We start from the raw sequence: 17,060 nt of genomic DNA on the forward strand, positions 1-17,060 counted from the left end.
GTCAGGCCCGCTTGCCCTGGTCCAGGTCGCGGTTGAGGTCGCGGTCCAGGTCGAGGCCGAGCATGCGGATGGCGTTGCCGCGCATCAGCTTGTAGATCGTCTCGTCGTCGAGGCCCTTGACGTGGTCGAGGGCGACTTCCTTGGTGTGCGGGAAGGTCGAGTCGACGTGCGGATAGTCGGTCTCGAAGGTGGCGTTGTCGCGGCCGACGACGTCGAGGGAGGCGACGCCGTGCTTGTCGCGGAAGAAGCAGCAGAACATCTGCCGGTAGTAGTACGTGGAGGGGGGCTCGGGGATCAGGTCGCGGACGCCGCCCCAGGCGCGGTGCTCCTCCCATACGTCGTCGGCGCGTTCGAGGGCGTACGGGATCCAGCCCATCTGGCCCTCGCTGTAGGCGAGTTTGAGGGTGGGGAACTTGACCAGAACCCCGCTGAAGAGGAAGTCCATCATGGAGGCCATCGCGTTGTTGAAGGACAGCGCGGCCTGGACGGCGGGCGGGGCGTCCGGGGAGGCGGCGGGCATCTGGGAGCTCGACCCGATGTGCATGTTGACGACGGTGCCGGTCTCCTGGCAGATCGCGAAGAACGGGTCCCAGTAGCCGGAGTGGATCGAGGGCAGTCCCAGATAGGTGGGGATCTCGGAGAAGGTGACGGCCCTGACGCCCCGCGCGGCATTCCGCTTGATCTCGGCGACGGCGAGGTCGATGTCCCACAGGGGGATGATGCAGAGCGGGATGAGGCGGCCGCCGCTGTCGCCGCACCACTCCTCGACCATCCAGTCGTTGTAGGCGCGCACGCAGGCCAGGGCGACCTCCTTGTCGTGTGCCTCGGCGAAGGTCTGGCCGCAGAACCGGGGGAAGGTGGGGAAGCAGAGGGACGCCTCGACGTGGTTCAGGTCCATGTCCTTGAGGCGTTCGGCCGGGTCCCAGCAGCCGCGGCGCATCTCGGCCCGGGTGATCCCCTCAAGGGTCATGTCGTCGCGGTCGAAGCCGACCGCCGCGATGTTCCGCTTGTACGGGAACTTGAGGTCCTCGTAGATCCACCAGTCGGTGGGAGGGCCGTCCGGGTCCATCGTGATCTGGTACTTGCCCGCCACGTACGCGAGTTCGCCGATGCCGGCGGTGAGGGGCTTGGGGCCGCGGTCGCGGTATCGGGCGGGCAGCCAGGTGTCGAAGAGATGCGGCGGCTCGATCACGTGGTCGTCGACGCTGACGATCCGGGGAAGCTCGGTCATGGTGTCCTGCCTTTCAAGGGGCCTCCGGTCATCTCTCCGGTCCCTCCGGGCTATCTGATGACCCGTCAGAAAGCAGGCTAGCCGCGCACCCCTGGACCGACAAGGCGGTGAGGCTTACGCTCTCGGCACGATCTGACTGGCCGTCAGTTCAGGTGCTGCCGTGAGGGGATCGCATGAGGACCTCGGAGAACGAGACCGCGTACGAGCTGGGGGCATCCCGCACCCTCTGGGAACTCATCGAGCACCGCGCCCGCCTCACCCCCGACGCGCCCGTCCTCATCCAGGCCGCGCCCGACCCCGCCGACGACCGGACCCTGACCTTCGGCGAGCTGCGCGACCGCGCCGAACGGATGGCCGCGGGCCTCCACGCGAGGGGCGTGCGCCCCGGCACCGTGGTGGCCTGGCAGCTGCCCACCCGCATCGAGACCGCCCTGCTCTCCTTCGCGCTCGCCCGCATCGGCGCCGTCCAGTCACCGGTCATCCCCTTCTACCGCGACCGCGAAGTCGGCTTCGCGCTACGGGAGTCGAAGGCGGAGTTCTTCGCCGTGCCGGGCGTGTGGCGGGGCTTCGACCACACCGAGATGGCGCGGCGGCTCGGCGCGCGGGGCGTCTTCGAGGCGTACGCGGACGACGACCTGCCCGACGGCGACCCGTCCACCCTGCCCCCGCCGCCCTCGGACGGCACGACGGTGCGCTGGATCTACTGGACGTCGGGCACGACGTCCGACCCCAAGGGCGTGCTGCACACGGACCGTTCACTGATAGCGGGCGGCTCGTGCCTCGCGCATGCGCTGCACCTCTCGGCGGACGACGTCGGCTCGATGGCGTTCCCCTTCGCGCACATCGCGGGCCCCGACTACACGGTGATGCTGCTCCTGTACGGGTTCCCCGCGGTGATGTTCGAGACCTTCGCGCTGCCCGACGCGCTCGACGGCTACCGGCGGCATGGCGTGACGGTGGCGGGCGGCTCGACCGCGTTCTACTCGATGTTCCTCGCCGAGCAGCGCAAGCTGGCACCCGGCGCGAAGGTCATCCCCACTCTGCGCCTCCTGGCGGGCGGCGGTGCGCCGAAGCCGCCGGAGATCTATCACGCGGTCGTACGCGAGATGGGCTGCCAACTGACCCACGGGTACGGCATGACCGAGGTGCCGATGATCACCATGGGCGCGCCGGACGACACCGCGGAGAACCTGGCCACGACGGAGGGGAAGCCCCCGGAGGGCATGGAGATCCGGATCACGGACGCCGAGGGCAAGGAGGTACCCGCCGGGGTCGACGGCGAAGTGCGGCTGCGCGGGGAGGCCGTCTGCCAGGGCTACCTGGACCCCGAACAGAGCGCGGGAGTCTTCGACGCGGAAGGCTTCCTGATCACCGGCGACCTGGGCCACGTACGGCCGACCGGGCACCTGGTCCTCACCGGGCGGGCCAAGGACATCATCATCCGCAAGGGCGAGAACATCTCCGCGAAGGAGATCGAGGACCTGCTGCACCGGCATCCGGCCGTCGGTGACGCGGCGGTGATCGGCCTCCCGGACCCCGAACGGGGCGAGCGGGTCTGCGCGGTGATCGAGCGGCGCCCGGGGGGCCACGAGGCCCTGACGCTCGACTCCCTGACGGCGTATCTGCGCGGGGAAGGACTCTCCACGTACAAGCTGCCGGAGCAACTGGAGCTGGTGGAGGCCCTCCCCCGCAACGAGACGCTGCGCAAGGTGCTCAAGTACAAGCTGAGGGAGCGGTTCACACAGGGCTAGTGCGCGCGAGCGCCTCTCACTCAGGGACGGTGAAGTACGCCGAGAACGCCGCGACGATCTCTTCCTCCGTCACACGCCCGTCCCCGTCGGTGTCGAGCGAGCCGCCCGCGGCGCTCGCGACGTCCGCCGGGACACCGAGGGCCTTGAGCACGCGCTCGACCTCCTGCGGGCTGACCGCGCCGTCGGCGTCGCCGTCCGCGACCGAGATCACGGCGTCCAGGAACGGCCGCGCGATCTCCGCGAACCGGGCGGGGTTGTCGCGCAGACGCTTGACCGCGCCGCCCACGAACTCCGGCTTGGTGATCCGCTGGTCACCGTCACGGTCGGCGATCCCGGCCATGCCCTGCCAGAAGGCCTCGGCCCCGATGTAGAGGGCCTGCCCCTTCTCGGAGCGTGCCGTCGCGCCGAACTCGCTGAGCAGGGCGGCGGTCGCCGTGCTGAAGTCCTCACGGGAGATGTAGCCGTTGCCGTCCTGATCAAAGCTGGCGAAACGGGCCGCGATCTTACGCTCGTACTCGGCACTGTCCATGGTGTTCGGGCCGCCTCACTTCTGCGGTTGGGTGCGTGTGCACAGGGGGTCCCCTGGGTGTGTCTGGCAGCGAGCGTACGTGTTCGGCGACCGCCCGGAGGCCGGAAGCCGACGCTTGTGCCAAGACCGGGACAAGAGAGGTTGTACCAGGAGCCCGGCCTCGGTGATCTTTTGGGTCCACCCGGGTCCCGCGCGGGGAGCGGTCTCACGCGGAGAGGGGGATCGCCTCGTCGTCCACCGCGGCGGTCACGTCCGGGAAGACCTCGAAGAGCCTGCGTACGCCGAGGGCCGCGAGGACGCGGTTCACGTGGGAGCCGTCCTCGGCGCCCTTCGCGGGCAGTATCAGGCGCAGCCGGCCCTGGCAGGAGCGGAACAGGCGGCGCGTGGCGATCAGCACGCCGACGCCGCTGGAATCGCAGAACAGCACGTCGGAGAGGTCCAGGACGAGGCTGTGCCGGCCGTCGGCCACGGCGTCGTGCACGCGCTGGCGCACGACAGGCGAGGTCACCAGGTCCATCTCGCCGGACACCCGCAGGACGGCCCAGCCGTCCTGGTCGTCCACGGCCACCTGCAGCGTCACTCGCACGCCTCTCGCTCGCTGATACCGCTCGCTCGTAGCTCGCCGATGCGGAAGCCTTTCCTACGCTTCCTACGTCGCGGCTGCCCCAGCTCCTCTCCATGAAACACCAGGGACACCGCCTCCTATCATCCGAGGCCGGGAGCTTGCGTACTTTGCCTCAAAGGGAGTGCGTTGTCGGTGGTGGCGACTACATTCGACAGAGGGTTTCGGGACGGACAAGGAACGGCACGCGCAGAGGGGGCCGCATGGCGAAGGACGCGCCGCGCCGCTGGGACCGCCGCATGCAGCAGCGGCTGGCGCACGGGGAGGCAGCCGCGCTCGGCGAGCTGTACGACCACTTCGCCTCGCTCGTGCACGGCCTCGCCCACCGCGTGCTCGGTGACGAGGACGCCGCCGACCGCATAACCCGCGAGGTCTTCGCCCACATCTGGGAGAACCCCGACGCGTACGACCCGAAGCAGGGCCCCCTGCGCTCCTGGGTCGCCACGCTCACCCACCAGCGGGCCGTCCGGCGGCTGCGCCAGACCGAGTCCGCGGCCCTGGCCCGCGGCGGGGAAGGAACCGCGGAGGACCTGGAACGCAAGGTCCGCCGCGCCTCGGCCGCCGCCCGCGCGGACTACATCGTCACGGCCATGCCCGCCCCGCTGCGGGCCGCCCTGGAGCTCGCCTACTTCCAGCGGCGCGACTACCGCCAGACGGCGGCCGACCTCGGCGTGACGGAGGACGAGGCGCGCCGCCGCCTCCGCCTGGGCCTGCAGCTTCTCTCCACGGCGAACGACGCGGCGGGCCCCGCGGAGCCGCACCCCTCACCGGGGACCCGCCCCGGGTACGGGAGAGCGCTGTGAAGGGGCCCGACCGGCAGGACCCCATCGAGGAACCGGACCTCCCGGAGAGCGGCGGGGGTACGGATGGCCCCGGCGGCCCCGGCGGCCCGGACGGTTCCGGTGACGGGGACGCCCGGCGGCCGCCCCGCATACCGCTGCCCCGCGCCTCCATAGAGGACACGGGACACCCCCTGCCCGACCCTCCGCTCGCTCTCGACCACCGGGTCCTGAAGTCCCTGCTCGGGGCCTGGGCGCTCGCCGCCTGCTCCGTCGAGGAAGCCCTCGCCGTCGAGGTGCACCTGGGGCACTGCGGCCCCTGCGCGGAGGAGGCGCTGCGGCTGCGCGACGCCGTGGGCCTGCTGCATCAGGAGGAGAGCCTCGATCTCGACCCGGGCCTGCGCAACCGCGTCATCGAGAACTGCCTCGGGCGGCGCCCGCCCCGTATCCCGGTCCCCGAGTGGGCCATTCCGTACGACGCCGAGACCGCCCGCCTCGACGCGCTCCTGAGGGACATCGGCGACTCGGAGTGGCACGCTCCGGTGCGCCTGCGGTGGTTCGACGAGGACCAGCCGGTCAGCCGCAAGACGACGGTGGCCGGGGTGATCGCCCACCTCCTCGCCGTCGACGGCCTGGTCGCACTGGCCCTCGGCCTCGACGACCCGCTCGGCAGGGAGGCGCCGGCGCGGTCCGACCCGGGCCACCGCACCGAGGCGTACTGGCGCGCCTCGTACTTCCCGCCCACGCGCGCGGTGCGCGGCCCCTGGCGCGAGCAGTCCCACGAGCTGATCCGCACGGTGTCCTTCACGGCGGGAGGCTCGCACGGCTCCGGCTCCGGCGGCCTCTCCGTCCCCTACAGCGCCCCGGACGACCAGGGCCGCCGCGTCGAGCTGCCGCTGCGGGACTCCATGCTGGACCGCGCCTTCGAGTGCTGGATCCACGCCGATGACATCGCGGAGGCGGTCGACTATCCGTACGAGCCGCCGTCGCCGCGCCATCTGCACCGCATGATCGACCTCGCCGCCCGGCTGCTCCCCGGCACGCTCGCCGAGCGCCGCCGCTCGGGGCTCGCCGCCCCGGCGCACGGTCTGGTGGCGGCGGGCGCCCCGGGCCGTAGCCTGCGCCTGGAGGTCGAGGGCATGGGCGGCGGAGAATGGTTCATTCCGCTCGACTCACCCGGCGCCAGTGCGTCGGCGGACCGCGAGGTCGCCCATGTCGCACTGGACGGTGTCGAGTTCTGCCGCCTTGCCGCGGGCCACGTGTCTCCGGAGGAGGCGGCAGCGGGTCAGGTCGGGGACCGCCAGGCGATCAGGGACGTGCTGTTCGCGGCGGCGTCACTGAGCCGGATGTGAGTCCCGAGCGGGGCCCGTAAGCGGTGACCGCCGCGATCAGGCGAAGACGACCGTGCGGTGACCGTTGAGCAGAATCCTGCGCTCGGCGTGCCACTTCACGGCGCGCGCGAGCGCCTGGCACTCCACGTCACGGCCGATCGCGACCAGTTGGTTCGGCGTGACGTCGTGGCCGACGCGCTCGACCTCCTGCTCGATGATCGGGCCCTCGTCGAGGTCCGCCGTCACATAGTGCGCGGTCGCACCGATCAGCTTCACACCGCGCGCGTGCGCCTGATGGTACGGCTTCGCGCCCTTGAAGCTCGGCAGGAAGGAGTGGTGGATGTTGATGATCCGGCCGCTGAGCTGCTTGCAGAAGTCGTCCGAGAGGACCTGCATGTAGCGGGCCAGGACGACGAGCTCCACGTCCTGAGCACGCACGAGCTCCAGGATCTGCGCCTCGGCCTGCGCCTTGTTCTCCTTCGTCACCGGGACGTGGTGGAAGGGGAGGTCGTACGAGGCGACGAGCTCCGCGAAGTCCGTGTGGTTCGAGACGACCGCGGCGATCTCGACCGGCAGCGCGCCGATGCGCGAGCGGAAGAGGAGGTCGTTCAGGCAGTGCCCGAACTTCGACACGAGCAGGACGACGCGCATCTTGTCGTCGGCGCGGTGCACCTGCCAGTCCATGTGGAAGGAGTCACCGATCGCGGCGAAACTCGCCCGCAGCTTCTCGACCGTCACCGGCGGCTCCGCCGAGAAGTGGACGCGCATGAAGAAGAGCCCGGTGTCGTGGTCACCGAACTGCTGGCTGTCCTCGATGTTGCAGCCGGTCATGAAGAGATAACTCGACACGGCGTGCACGATGCCCTGCTTGTCCGGGCAGGAGAGGGTGAGGACGTACTGCTCAGCGGGGGCGGGGACCTTCTCGTTCATGCGCCCAAGGTTCCCACAATCAGGGCACCCCACGGGACCACGGTCCATGCCCCGGACGGAGAAAGATCCAAGCCCCCGCACGGGAGAAAGGTTCGTGCCCGGACGGGGAAGCGTCTAGCTCGCCGACCGGGTCAGGTCGCCGACCGGGTCAGGATGCGCAGCACCTCGAGCGTCCGGGGAGCCTCGTCTGGGTCCTCCCCGTCACTGACGGCAAGCCGCACATGGGCCTCGCGCGCGGCGCGGACCGCCTCCGGCCACCCCGGGTGGTCGAGATAGGCGGACACCAGCGCGTCCGGCCCCACCTCGTGCATGATCCGCAGGACCCGCAGCACCGCGGTGTCGACCAGGGCCGCCTCCTCCGCGTCGCGGAAGATCGTCCCGACGTACTTCTCGGCGGACCAGTTGTCGAGCCACGTGTCCTCGACCAGGCGGTACACGGCGTCGGTCACGTCCCCGTACTCCTCGCGCCCGGCGAGCCAGCACTCACGCTGGAACCCCGGGTCGGAGAGCATGTGAAGAGCCGAGCGCACGTTGCTGCGCCAGCGCCACCATGGCATGTCGTTCGTTGGCATGCCGCCCATGGTGCTTGAGCGACGGCCGCGACGGGAAGAGTTCTCCGAACCTTGCACGGTCATCGATCGTACGTTCCCCCTCGACGCAGCCGAATCGGCCCCTGTCATTCACCTTCTTGTCACCATGCGTTGAGAACGCGTCACTCCATGGTTGGCACTGCGGCGGAATCGTGCATGACCATGCCCGTCTCGCGACGCACCTTGCTCCCCCGCCCCTCCAAGACCGCAATCCTCACCGCGACCGCTTTGGTGGCGGCGGGTGCGTCCCTGACCACCGCGTGCGGGGTCATCCCTGGTTCCACGGGGGGATCCAGGGAAGACCCGGTGACCGTCATGACCTGGGCCCCCGAGAAGACCAAGGCCACGAACAAGCCCGGAATCCCCGCGATGGCGCAGGCCTACGCGCGCTGGGTCAACGCGAACGGCGGCCTCGACGGCCGCGAGCTCAAGGTCATCACCTGCAACGACCACAACGACCCGGTGGGCGCCGCCGACTGCGCCCGCAAGGCCGTCGACAAGGAGGTCGCGGCCGTCGTCGGCTCCTACAGCCAGCACGGCCGCTCCTTCCTCTCCCCCCTCGAAGTCGCCGGCATCCCCTACATCGGCGGGTACGGCGTCACCGACGAGGAGTTCAGCAGCCCCCTGTCGTACCCCGTCAACGGCGGCGAACCGGCGCTCATGGCGGGCAACGGCCGTCAGCTCGCCGCCCGCTGCGAGCGCGTCTCCCTCGTACGCCCCGACACGATCGCCGGCGACGACCTTCCCGGTCTCCTGGACGCGGGTCTCTCCGAGGGCCGCCACAAGCCCGCCGCCGACATACGGGCGCCCGAGGACGGCACCGACTTCACCGCGCAGGCCGAGCAGGCGCTGGAGCGCGCGGGCACCGGCGGCTGTGTGACAGCGGCGCTCGGCGAGCGCACCGACACGTTCTACGACTCCTACCGGCGCACCTCGGACGCGTACCCGCCCGCGAAGATCTCCTCCGTGCTGGGCAGCGTCGACCAGTCCCTCGTCGACCGCACGGGCGGCGGCAACGGGCCGTACGAGGGCGCCTACCTCACCGGCTGGTACCCGGCCGCCAGCGATCCCCGCTGGGACGACATGCGCGAGGTCATCCGCCAGCAGGCGTTCGGCGACAACCGGGTCGACCCGACGGACGCGGGCGTGCAGACGACGTGGATCGCCTACACCGTCCTGAAGCAGACCGTCGAGTCACTGGAGGGCGGCGAGGTCTCCTCGCGGACGCTGCGGCGGGCCCTCGACGAGGGGCTCAAGGTGGAGACGGGCGGGCTCACGCCCACCTTGAGCTGGCGCTTCAAGGACATGCTCGCGGCCAGCGACTTCCCGCGCCTGGTCAACGCCGACGTCACGTTCCAGATGGTGCGCGACGGCCGCCTCGTGCCGGCGCGCAAGGGCTTCGTGAACGTCTCCAAGACCCTGGAGCAGGTCACGTAACCCGCTCCCCGGCCTAGCTACCGGCCTCGCTTCGGGCCTCGTCGCCGCTCTGCCGCTCTGCCGCTCTGCCGCTTTAGAGCTGCGACTTGTCGCGCGTGGTGAGGCCGTACTGCTTGGCGATGGCGTTCCACAGCCCGGCCGCTTCCTGCTTGGCCGTGGTCGCCTCGCCGCTCGACTTGTTCGCGGCGACCGCCTGCGGCGTCGTGCGGGCGTGGCCCTTCTTGCAGCCCTTCTTGCCCGCGACCTGGCCCGCCCAGGCGGCGTAGTGGTTGTCGGCAGCGGCGGACGCCTTCCACGCCTTGGTGAGGGAGGCCGTGAGCTGGGCGTTGGCCGGGAGCTTGTCCACGGAGAGCTGCGAGAGCCGTGTGACCAGGCCGTTGCGCTGCTTGGCCGCGTTGCGCAGGTCCGTGGCCGACTGGGCGAGGTCGGTGCACTTTCCTACGTTGCGTACGGCGGCGATCACCGAGTCGCGGCTGTTGTTGCTGTCGGCCAGGAGCTTGTCCAGGGCGACGGCCTGCTCCTTGGCGGGGTCGACGGAGGGCGAGGGTTTGTCGTCGGCGGGCGCGGACTCGGAGACGGTCTGCGGGCTGTCCTTCTCCTCGTCACCGCCACCGCCGCTGAGGAGGGCGCCCGCTCCGACGCCGACCAGCGCGATGACGACTCCGACGGCCGCGAAGAGCGGCACCTTCGAGCCGGTGCGGCCTCCGCCGCGTGACGCGGGGGCCGCGGCGGCGGCGCGGCGTGCGGCCCGGCCCCCGCCGTCGCCGCCCTGGCCGTGGCCCGCGGGCTGCGGCGCCTCGAAGCGGGGCATCTGCTGGGTGGAGGCGGGGCCTTCGTCTTCCGGAGCCTCGGTGCGGAAGAGGCTGTCGAACTCGGCGGGCGGCTGCCGGTCGCCCGGGGCGCCGGGCCGTATCCCGAAGGGGGCCTTGCCGGGCTCGGCGGGCACGGGGGCGATGAACTGCGTGGGCTCGTTGTCGGAACCGGCCGCCGGGGGCATCGGTGTGCGCCCCAGGAACTGCGTGGCCTCCCCTACGGGCGCCTCGGGCGGCAGGGCGCCGGGGGCGACGGGGGGTATGTACTGGGTGGCGCCTTCATCGATGCCTGCACCGGCGCCTGTGCCTGCGGCGGGCGTCGCGGGTATGTACTGCGTCGCGTCCGCGTCACCCGCACCGGCGGGCGCGAGCGGCGCGAGGCCGCCCGCGACGGGCGGCAGGGGTGCGCCACCGGAGCCACCGGAGGGAAGCTGCCCTGCCTGAGCGGCGGGCGGAAGCGGGTTCGCCTGCGCGGCGGGCGGAAGCTGATTCGCCTCCGCGGCGGGCGAAAACTGGCCGGCTCCCCCGGCCTGCCCGGCCTGGGGAAGCGGCTGACCCGACTGCCCGGGGTACGAGGCGTCGGCGGACTGGCCGGGGTAGGAGGCGTCGGGCGACTGGCCGGGGTACGAGGCGTCGGCGGACTGGCCGGCGTGGGCGCCACCTGCCGCCGGTCTCGCGTGCGCGCCACCCGGCGACTGGGCCGCGTGCTGACCGCTCTGGGGCTGTCCTGCGTGCTGGCCGCCGTGCGACTGGGCCGCGTGCTGACCGCTCTGGGGCTGTCCTGCGTGCTGGCCGCCGTGCGACTGGGCCGCGTGCTGACCGCTCTGGGGCTGGCCTGCGTGCTGACCGCTCTGGGGCTGGCCTGCATGCTGCCCGCCGTGCGACTTAGTCGCGTGGCCCGCCTGGGGCTGACCCGCGTGCTGACCGCCCTGCGACTGAGCCGCTTGGCCCCCCTGGGGCTGACCCGCGTACTGCCCGCCCTGCGACTGAGCCGCTTGGCCCCCCTGGGACTGCCCCGCGTGCAGACCGCCCTGCGACTGGCCCGCGTGCTGGCCGCCCTGCGTGTGGCTTACGGGCTGGCCGCCCTGAAGCTGCCCGGCGTTGTACTCACCCTGCGACTGAGCCGCGTGCTGGCCGCCCTGGGGCTGACCCGCGTGCAGACCGCCGTGCGACTGCCCTGCCTGCTGGCCGCCCTGAAGCTGCCCGGCGTTGTACTCACCCTGCGACTGAGCCGCGTGCTGACCACCCTGGGACTGCCCCCCATACGGTGCGCCCGCGCCCTGCGCCGAGCCGTAAGAGCCGCCCTGCGGCTGGCCCCCGTAGGCGCCGTCCGCAACCTGACCGCCGTACGTACCGCCGGGGGCCTGACCACCCTGCCCCTGACCGCCGTACGTCCCGCCGTAAGCCCCGCCCGGAGCCTGGCCGCCGTACGACCCGCCCTGCGCCTGACCGCCGTACGAAGCCTGCTGGCCATAGTCCTGGTGCTGGGCGCCCTCCGCGGGCGAAGGGGTGCCGTGCTGTTGCTGGTGGGAGTCCCAGGGGTGGCCCGTGCCGGGGGGTGGGGTGGCCGGGGCCGGGCCCCACGGCTGGCCCCAGGGGCTGCCGCCCGCGGGGGCCACGTGGTCGCCGGTGGTGCCGGGCATCAGGGGCTCGCTTCCGTCGGCAGGCAGCACGATGCCTTCGTGCGCGTGCCGGTCCGCGGAATGCGGATCGGAGGAAGCGGCACCCTGCCCGCCTTGCTGCGTCACCGGGACTCCTACGAATGGGGGACCTACGGAACCGTCGGCTCACGCTACCGGGTCGCCACAGCCGTCTGCCACGCAGCTCAAACCTCCGCGACCGCATCAATCGCGGAAGTAACAAAAGCTCTCCTCGAAACGCTGATTACGTCACCAGGGAGTTCCGAACGCGCACAGGAGTTGCCGTTCACGGGGCGGAAAGGGCCGGGACGGGCGACGTTCACCGGAGCGCGACACACGTCACAAACCCTTCACGCACCCGATCCCGCGCTCCCTCACGCCGCCTGGATGTCCATCCGCGCCCCGAACTCCCTTACCACCGGCTCCTCGCGGTAAGGATCGAGCCGCTGCTGGAAGTCCTCCAGATACTCGGCACCGCGGTTGGACCGCAACGTGCCGAGCAGTTCGACCGCCTTCAGACCCGTGTGGCACGCCTGCTCGATGTCACGCCGCTGCACCTGCGCCGTGGCGAGCAGGACCAGGCCGATCGCCCGCCGCCGCGCCCGTGTCTCCGGATGCCCCGCGAGGGACTCCTCGGCACTGCGCGCCGCCGCGTCCGCCTGCCCCAAGTCGCGGTGGCAGTGCGCGAGTTCGTCGGCCAGGTAAGCGTGGTCGAAGTGTTTGATCCATACCGGGTCGTCGCCCGATTCCGCCTCCGTGGACGCCCGGTCCATCGCCTCGACCGCACGGCCCGCGACGACCTGCGTCGAGCGCCCGTCGCCGAGCAGCGCGTGGCCCCTGGCCTCGGCGGCGTAGAACATGGCCTCCGCGCGCGGGGTGACCCGCCCGCGCGTCCCCTCCTGGGCCGCCCGCGCCAACTGCGCGATCTCCCGCGGGTTCCCGAGCTGGGCCGCGAGGTGGCTCATGGACGCTGCCAGTACGTAGCCGCCGTACCCGCGGTCGCCCGCCGCCTGCGCGAGGCGCAGCGCCTGGATGTAATAGCGCTGGGCCAGGCCCGGTTGGCCCGTGTCCACCGCCATGTACCCGGCGAGTTCCGTCAACCGCCCGACGGCGGCGAACAGTTCGCGTCCCACCGCCTCGCGGTACGAACCGGCGAGCAGTCCCGACACCACGCTGTTCAGGTAGTGCACGACCACCGGCCGCACATGCCCGCTGCCGTACTGGTGGTCGAGCTGCGTCAGCGCCTCCGTCATGGCCTTCACCGCCGCGACGTCGGAGAGTCCGACCCGCGGCCCGGCCATCCGGCCGACCTGCGCGTCCGGGGACGAGATCAGCCAGTCGCGGCTGGGCTCGACGAGCGCGGAAGCGGCGACGGACGAGCCGGACAGGAAGTCCCGCCGCCCCACGTCACTGCGCCACAGCTCGCAGACCTGTTCGATGGCGCCGAGCACGGTGGGCGAGAACTGCAGACCGACGCCGGAGGCGAGGTTCTTGCCGTTCGCCATGCCGATCTCGTCGATCGTGACGGTCCTGCCGAGTTTGCGGCCGAGCGCCTCCGCGATGATGCCGGGCGCCCTGCCACGCGGCTGCTGACCGCGCAGCCACCGGGCGACCGACGTCTTGTCGTAGCGCAGATCGAGACCGTGCTCCGCGCCGCACATGTTGACCCGGCGGGCCAGGCCCGCGTTCGAGCAGCCCGCTTCCTGAATGAGTGCCTGCAGCCTTTCGTTGGGCTGCCGCGCGACGAGCGGCCTTGCGGCCATGGCGTACCCCCTGATGTGCACCGTGGTTCATCTGGACGGAGGGGCCGGATTCGGCCACCCCAGATGATCAATGCCCTTGGGACAAACGGAAGATGCACCACAAACGGACCATAAGTCGGTAACTGGGCTTCTTCGGAGTGCCCCAGCCTTGGCTACCCGCACATGGAACCCATTCCCCATGCGCGCCCCCGCCCGTGCACCCATGCGCCCCACATGCAGGATCGATGCTCCGCCCCCGCGCACGCGACAGCCGTAACCGTAGGTGTCGGGCGGAGTTGAGAAGTCCGTGGAAGAGACCATGGGAGTCACGTCAGCCGCGCACATCCCGAAGCAGCGCGGAGAATCCTTGCTGGACACGGCCGTGCGATACGCGGAAGAGCGCCACTGGGACGTGTTCCCCGGGACGTGGCTCGAGTCCGTCGAGGGAGCCGAGATCTGCTCGTGCGGTGACACCGCGTGCACGACACCCGGTTCGCACCCGGCGCGCGAGGACTGGGCGACACAGGCGACGGGCAGCGCCACCGTCGCGAGGCGGCTCTGGTCCAAGCAGCCGAAGTCATCCATCCTGCTGCCGACAGGCCGTACGTTCGACGCCATCGACGTGCCCGAGACGGCCGGGTTCCTCGCGCTCGCCCGCATGGAGCGGATGGAACTGACGCTCGGCCCCGTGACCTGTACGCCCGACCGCCGCATGCAGTTCTTCGTCCTTCCCGGCGCCACCGCCAAGGTCCCTGACCTGGTACGCAAGCTGGGCTGGCCGCCCGCAGCGATCGACCTGGTCTCGCTCGGCGAGGGTTCCTACGTCGCCGCGCCGCCGACCCGCTTCGGCGCGACCGGCGCCGTGCAGTGGGCCTGCCGCCCCACCGCCGCCAACCGCTGGCTCCCCGACGCGGAGGAGATCATCTCGCCACTCGCGTACGCGTGCGGGCGCGAGGCGCGGCGGTAGGACACCCGGCATCACGGGGGGGGCGCGCGAACGCCGGACGGGCTGGTTTTCCAGCTCCCGTCCGGCGTTTGTGCTTCCCCCGACGTATCGTGCGGAAACGGCGACGAAAGGCGGACACGGTGACCGAGGTGACCAAGGTGACCGAGGCAGTACCGCCCGCGGCGGTAAGGGTGCAAGGGCTGTGGAAGGCCTTCGGCCAGCAGGTCGCCGTCGCCGGGATCGATCTCACCCTGCCCGCGGGCAAGTTCATCGGCCTCGTCGGCCCGAACGGCGCCGGCAAGACCACCACCCTCTCGATGGTGACCGGCCTACTTCGCCCCGACCGGGGCACGGTCGAAGTCGTCGGCCACGACGTCTGGACCGACCCCGTCCAGGTCAAGGCCCGCATCGGCGTCCTCCCCGAAGGACTGCGCCTCTTCGAACGCCTCTCGGGACGCGAACTCCTCGCGTACACCGGGCGCCTGCGCGGACTCCCCGGCGACGAGGTCGACAAGAGAGCCACCCAGCTCCTGGACGTACTCGACCTCGCCGGCGCCCAGCACAAACTCGTCGTCGACTACTCGACCGGCATGCGCAAGAAGATCGGCCTCGCCGCCGCCCTGCTCCACAACCCCGAGGCCCTCTTCCTCGACGAACCCTTCGAAGGCGTCGACCCCGTCTCCGCACAGACCATCCGCGGCGTCCTGGAGCGCTACACCGCCTCCGGCGCCACCGTCGTCTTCTCCTCGCACGTCATGGAACTCGTCGAATCCCTCTGCGACTGGGTCGCCGTGATGGCCGCCGGCCGCATCCGCGCCCAGGGCACCCTCGCCGACGTGCGCGGCGACTCCCCCTCGCTCCAGCAGGCGTTCCTCGAACTGGTCGGCGCGGGCGGCCGCGACACCGGATCACACCTCGACTGGCTGGGCGGCGGCACCCGATGAGCACGCCACCCGTGGCCGCGGCCACCCCCTCCATCACCCCGGTCTTCGTACGCCTGAAGCTGTCACTCCTGCGCAACGGCCTGCACCAGTCGACCGGCCGCCGCGCCGCCTACATCACGTCCGTCGTCGCCGCGCTCCTCGTCGCAGCCCTCCAGCTCCTCGGCCTGATCGCCCTGCGCGGCAACGAACACGCCGCCACCGTCGCCGTCCTGCTCACCGCCGTGCTCGCGCTCGGCTGGGCCGTGATGCCGCTGTTCTTCCCCAGCGGCGACGAGACCCTCGACCCCACCCGCCTGGTCATGCTGCCGCTGCGCCCCCGCCCGCTGGTGCGCGCGCTCCTCGTCGCCTCGCTGGTCGGCATCGGCCCGCTCTTCACCCTCTGCCTCGCCCTCGGCTCGGTCATCGCGCTCGCTCACGGCGCGACGGCCGCCGTCACCGGCGTCCTGGCCATCGCACTCACCCTGCTCATCTGCGTGGCCCTCGCACGCACCGTCGCCGCCGCCAACATCCGCCTCCTGACCAGCCGCAAGGGACGCGATCTCGCCGTCCTGAGCGGCCTGCTCATCGCGGTCGGCGCGCAGGTCGTCAACTTCGGCGCGCAGCGCCTCGGTTCGTCGGGACTCTCACAGCTCGACCCGGCGGCGGACGTCCTGCGCTGTGTCCCGCCCGCGGCGGCGATCGGCGCCGTCGACTCCGTCAGCGAGGGCTCGTACGCCACCGGGGCCGCCCAACTCGCCCTGAGCGCCGCGGCCCTCGCCGGCCTCCTCACCCTCTGGCAACGCAGCCTGACCCGCCTCATGACCACCCCCGACGGCTCGACCCTCGCGGCGGCGGAGCCCACCAAGGCCCGCGCGACGCACGGCCTGGGACGCCTGCTCCCCGGCGGCCGCACCGGCACGGTCATGGAACGCAGCCTGCGCTACGTGTGGCGCGACCCCAAGACGAAGGCGGCCTGGGTGACCTCCCTGGCCATCGGCCTCATCGTGCCGCTCTTCAACGCCCTGCAAGGCACCGGCTCCATCTACTTCGCGTGCTTCGCGGCCGGGATGCTCGGCGTCCTGATGTACAACCAGTTCGGCCAGGACACCTCGGCGTTCTGGATGGTCGCCATGACGATCTCCTCGACGCACGACGCGTACATCGAGATCCGCGCCCGCGCCCTGGCCCTCCTCGTCATCACCCTCCCGTACGCGACGCTGGTCACGGTCATCACGGCGGCCGTGCTCGGCGACTGGACCGGCCTGGCGGAGGGACTCGGCCTCTCCTTCGCCCTGCTCGGCGCGATGCTCGCGACGGGCGCCTGGTCATCGGCGCGCTTCCCCTACTCGATCCCGCAGGAGGGCTACAAGAACGTGGCCCCCGGGCAGGCGGGCCTGGCCTGGATCTCCATCTTCGGCGGCATGGTCGCCGCGGCCCTGCTCTGCGCCCCGGTGCTCGCCGGCACGATCTGGCTGCACGTCGCGGGCGAGAGCTCCTGGTCCTGGGTGCTGCTGCCGCTGGGCGGCGCCTACGGAGCACTGATCACGTACTGCGGCCTGCGGCTCGCGGCACCGAGGGTGGCGAGGCGGCTGCCGGAGATCCTCACGGCGGTCAGCAAGGGCTGAGGGGCGACAGGGGCGACATCGCGGGGTACTGAGACGCAGACGACCCGCGAGCCGTGGTCCCCGCCGTACGAGACGGCGGGAAGCCGGCCGGACTCACCGGCGGCTCGCGGGTCGGGTGACTGCTTGGGATTGGGCCGGTCGCACGCACATCACACGTGCTGGTCCGGCGCCG

General features: G+C 71.5%; 14 protein-coding genes. 7 read left to right on the forward strand and 7 right to left on the reverse strand.

Annotation, left to right across the window (positions count from 1 at the left end; all coding sequences use genetic code 11):
• Position 1: 1 nt before the first annotated feature.
• Positions 2-1,231 (reverse strand): amidohydrolase family protein, encoded by a 1,230-nt coding sequence (locus ACWFRU_RS21470; RefSeq protein ID WP_453689234.1) that lies wholly within the window; start codon positions 1,229-1,231, stop codon positions 2-4.
• A gap of 173 nt (positions 1,232-1,404) precedes the next feature.
• Between ACWFRU_RS21470 and ACWFRU_RS21475 the strand changes: the two genes are divergently transcribed.
• The gene (locus ACWFRU_RS21475) at positions 1,405-2,982 is read left to right on the forward strand and encodes a class I adenylate-forming enzyme family protein (RefSeq protein WP_453689236.1); all 1,578 of its coding nucleotides are present in this window, start codon (positions 1,405-1,407) and stop codon (positions 2,980-2,982) included.
• Between the two features lie 16 nt (positions 2,983-2,998).
• Here ACWFRU_RS21475 and ACWFRU_RS21480 read toward each other — a convergent pair whose 3' ends face one another.
• Both ACWFRU_RS21480 and ACWFRU_RS21485 read right to left on the reverse strand, forming a co-directional pair.
• Positions 2,999-3,511 (reverse strand): EF-hand domain-containing protein, encoded by a 513-nt coding sequence (locus ACWFRU_RS21480; RefSeq protein WP_365821405.1) that lies wholly within the window; start codon positions 3,509-3,511, stop codon positions 2,999-3,001.
• A 205-nt stretch (positions 3,512-3,716) separates the two neighbouring features.
• Positions 3,717-4,091: an STAS domain-containing protein gene (locus tag ACWFRU_RS21485; protein ID WP_453689238.1), complete on the reverse strand. Its 375-nt coding sequence runs from the start codon at positions 4,089-4,091 to the stop codon at positions 3,717-3,719.
• A gap of 245 nt (positions 4,092-4,336) precedes the next feature.
• Between ACWFRU_RS21485 and ACWFRU_RS21490 the strand changes: the two genes are divergently transcribed.
• The gene (locus tag ACWFRU_RS21490) at positions 4,337-4,936 is read left to right on the forward strand and encodes a sigma-70 family RNA polymerase sigma factor (protein ID WP_453689239.1); all 600 of its coding nucleotides are present in this window, start codon (positions 4,337-4,339) and stop codon (positions 4,934-4,936) included.
• On the forward strand, positions 4,933-6,264 hold the full coding sequence (locus ACWFRU_RS21495; RefSeq protein WP_453689241.1) for an MDMPI N domain containing protein: 1,332 nt from the start codon (positions 4,933-4,935) through the stop codon (positions 6,262-6,264). The genes ACWFRU_RS21490 and ACWFRU_RS21495 overlap by 4 nt, the downstream gene beginning before the upstream one ends.
• 36 nt (positions 6,265-6,300) lie before the next feature.
• Here ACWFRU_RS21495 and purU read toward each other — a convergent pair whose 3' ends face one another.
• Together purU and ACWFRU_RS21505 are read right to left on the reverse strand one after the other, a co-directional pair.
• Positions 6,301-7,173, reverse strand: coding sequence for a formyltetrahydrofolate deformylase (gene purU, locus ACWFRU_RS21500; protein ID WP_453689243.1), 873 nt, complete (start codon positions 7,171-7,173; stop codon positions 6,301-6,303).
• A gap of 131 nt (positions 7,174-7,304) precedes the next feature.
• Positions 7,305-7,808: an SCO4402 family protein gene (locus ACWFRU_RS21505; RefSeq protein ID WP_453689245.1), complete on the reverse strand. Its 504-nt coding sequence runs from the start codon at positions 7,806-7,808 to the stop codon at positions 7,305-7,307.
• Positions 7,809-7,925: 117 nt separating this feature from the next.
• Between ACWFRU_RS21505 and ACWFRU_RS21510 the strand changes: the two genes are divergently transcribed.
• Positions 7,926-9,200 (forward strand): ABC transporter substrate-binding protein, encoded by a 1,275-nt coding sequence (locus tag ACWFRU_RS21510; protein WP_453689474.1) that lies wholly within the window; start codon positions 7,926-7,928, stop codon positions 9,198-9,200.
• A gap of 73 nt (positions 9,201-9,273) precedes the next feature.
• On the opposite strand, the gene ACWFRU_RS21515 is transcribed toward ACWFRU_RS21510, so the two are convergent.
• The gene (locus ACWFRU_RS21515) at positions 9,274-11,760 is read right to left on the reverse strand and encodes a hypothetical protein (RefSeq protein ID WP_453689247.1); all 2,487 of its coding nucleotides are present in this window, start codon (positions 11,758-11,760) and stop codon (positions 9,274-9,276) included.
• Positions 11,761-12,026: 266 nt separating this feature from the next.
• On the reverse strand, positions 12,027-13,415 hold the full coding sequence (locus ACWFRU_RS21520) for a transcriptional regulator (protein ID WP_453689249.1): 1,389 nt from the start codon (positions 13,413-13,415) through the stop codon (positions 12,027-12,029).
• A 298-nt stretch (positions 13,416-13,713) separates the two neighbouring features.
• Between ACWFRU_RS21520 and ACWFRU_RS21525 the strand changes: the two genes are divergently transcribed.
• The 3 genes from ACWFRU_RS21525 (at position 13,714) to ACWFRU_RS21535 (ending at position 16,888) form a co-directional block, all read left to right on the forward strand.
• The gene (locus ACWFRU_RS21525) at positions 13,714-14,361 is read left to right on the forward strand and encodes a bifunctional DNA primase/polymerase (protein ID WP_453689251.1); all 648 of its coding nucleotides are present in this window, start codon (positions 13,714-13,716) and stop codon (positions 14,359-14,361) included.
• A gap of 119 nt (positions 14,362-14,480) precedes the next feature.
• A complete protein-coding gene (locus ACWFRU_RS21530) occupies positions 14,481-15,284 on the forward strand; it encodes an ABC transporter ATP-binding protein (protein ID WP_453689254.1) in 804 nt (267 codons plus the stop codon).
• Positions 15,281-16,888, forward strand: a complete 1,608-nt coding sequence (locus ACWFRU_RS21535) for a transporter (protein ID WP_453689256.1) — start codon at positions 15,281-15,283, stop codon at positions 16,886-16,888. Before ACWFRU_RS21530 ends, ACWFRU_RS21535 begins: the two co-directional genes overlap by 4 nt.
• Positions 16,889-17,060: the final 172 nt, after the last annotated feature.

It is taken from the genome of Streptomyces sp. NPDC055099 (assembly GCF_053607685.1).

Coding starts and splice junctions, on each gene's coding strand:
- ACWFRU_RS21470 (WP_453689234.1), bottom strand. CDS start 1,231: ATGACCGAGCTTCCCCGGATCGTCAGCGTCGACGACCACGTGATCGAG.
- ACWFRU_RS21510 (WP_453689474.1), top strand. CDS start 7,926: ATGCCCGTCTCGCGACGCACCTTGCTCCCCCGCCCCTCCAAGACCGCA.
- purU (WP_453689243.1), bottom strand. CDS start 7,173: ATGAACGAGAAGGTCCCCGCCCCCGCTGAGCAGTACGTCCTCACCCTC.
- ACWFRU_RS21535 (WP_453689256.1), top strand. CDS start 15,281: ATGAGCACGCCACCCGTGGCCGCGGCCACCCCCTCCATCACCCCGGTC.
- ACWFRU_RS21480 (WP_365821405.1), bottom strand. CDS start 3,511: ATGGACAGTGCCGAGTACGAGCGTAAGATCGCGGCCCGTTTCGCCAGC.
- ACWFRU_RS21525 (WP_453689251.1), top strand. CDS start 13,714: ATGGGAGTCACGTCAGCCGCGCACATCCCGAAGCAGCGCGGAGAATCC.
- ACWFRU_RS21505 (WP_453689245.1), bottom strand. CDS start 7,808: ATGACCGTGCAAGGTTCGGAGAACTCTTCCCGTCGCGGCCGTCGCTCA.
- ACWFRU_RS21475 (WP_453689236.1), top strand. CDS start 1,405: ATGAGGACCTCGGAGAACGAGACCGCGTACGAGCTGGGGGCATCCCGC.
- ACWFRU_RS21490 (WP_453689239.1), top strand. CDS start 4,337: ATGGCGAAGGACGCGCCGCGCCGCTGGGACCGCCGCATGCAGCAGCGG.
- ACWFRU_RS21520 (WP_453689249.1), bottom strand. CDS start 13,415: ATGGCCGCAAGGCCGCTCGTCGCGCGGCAGCCCAACGAAAGGCTGCAG.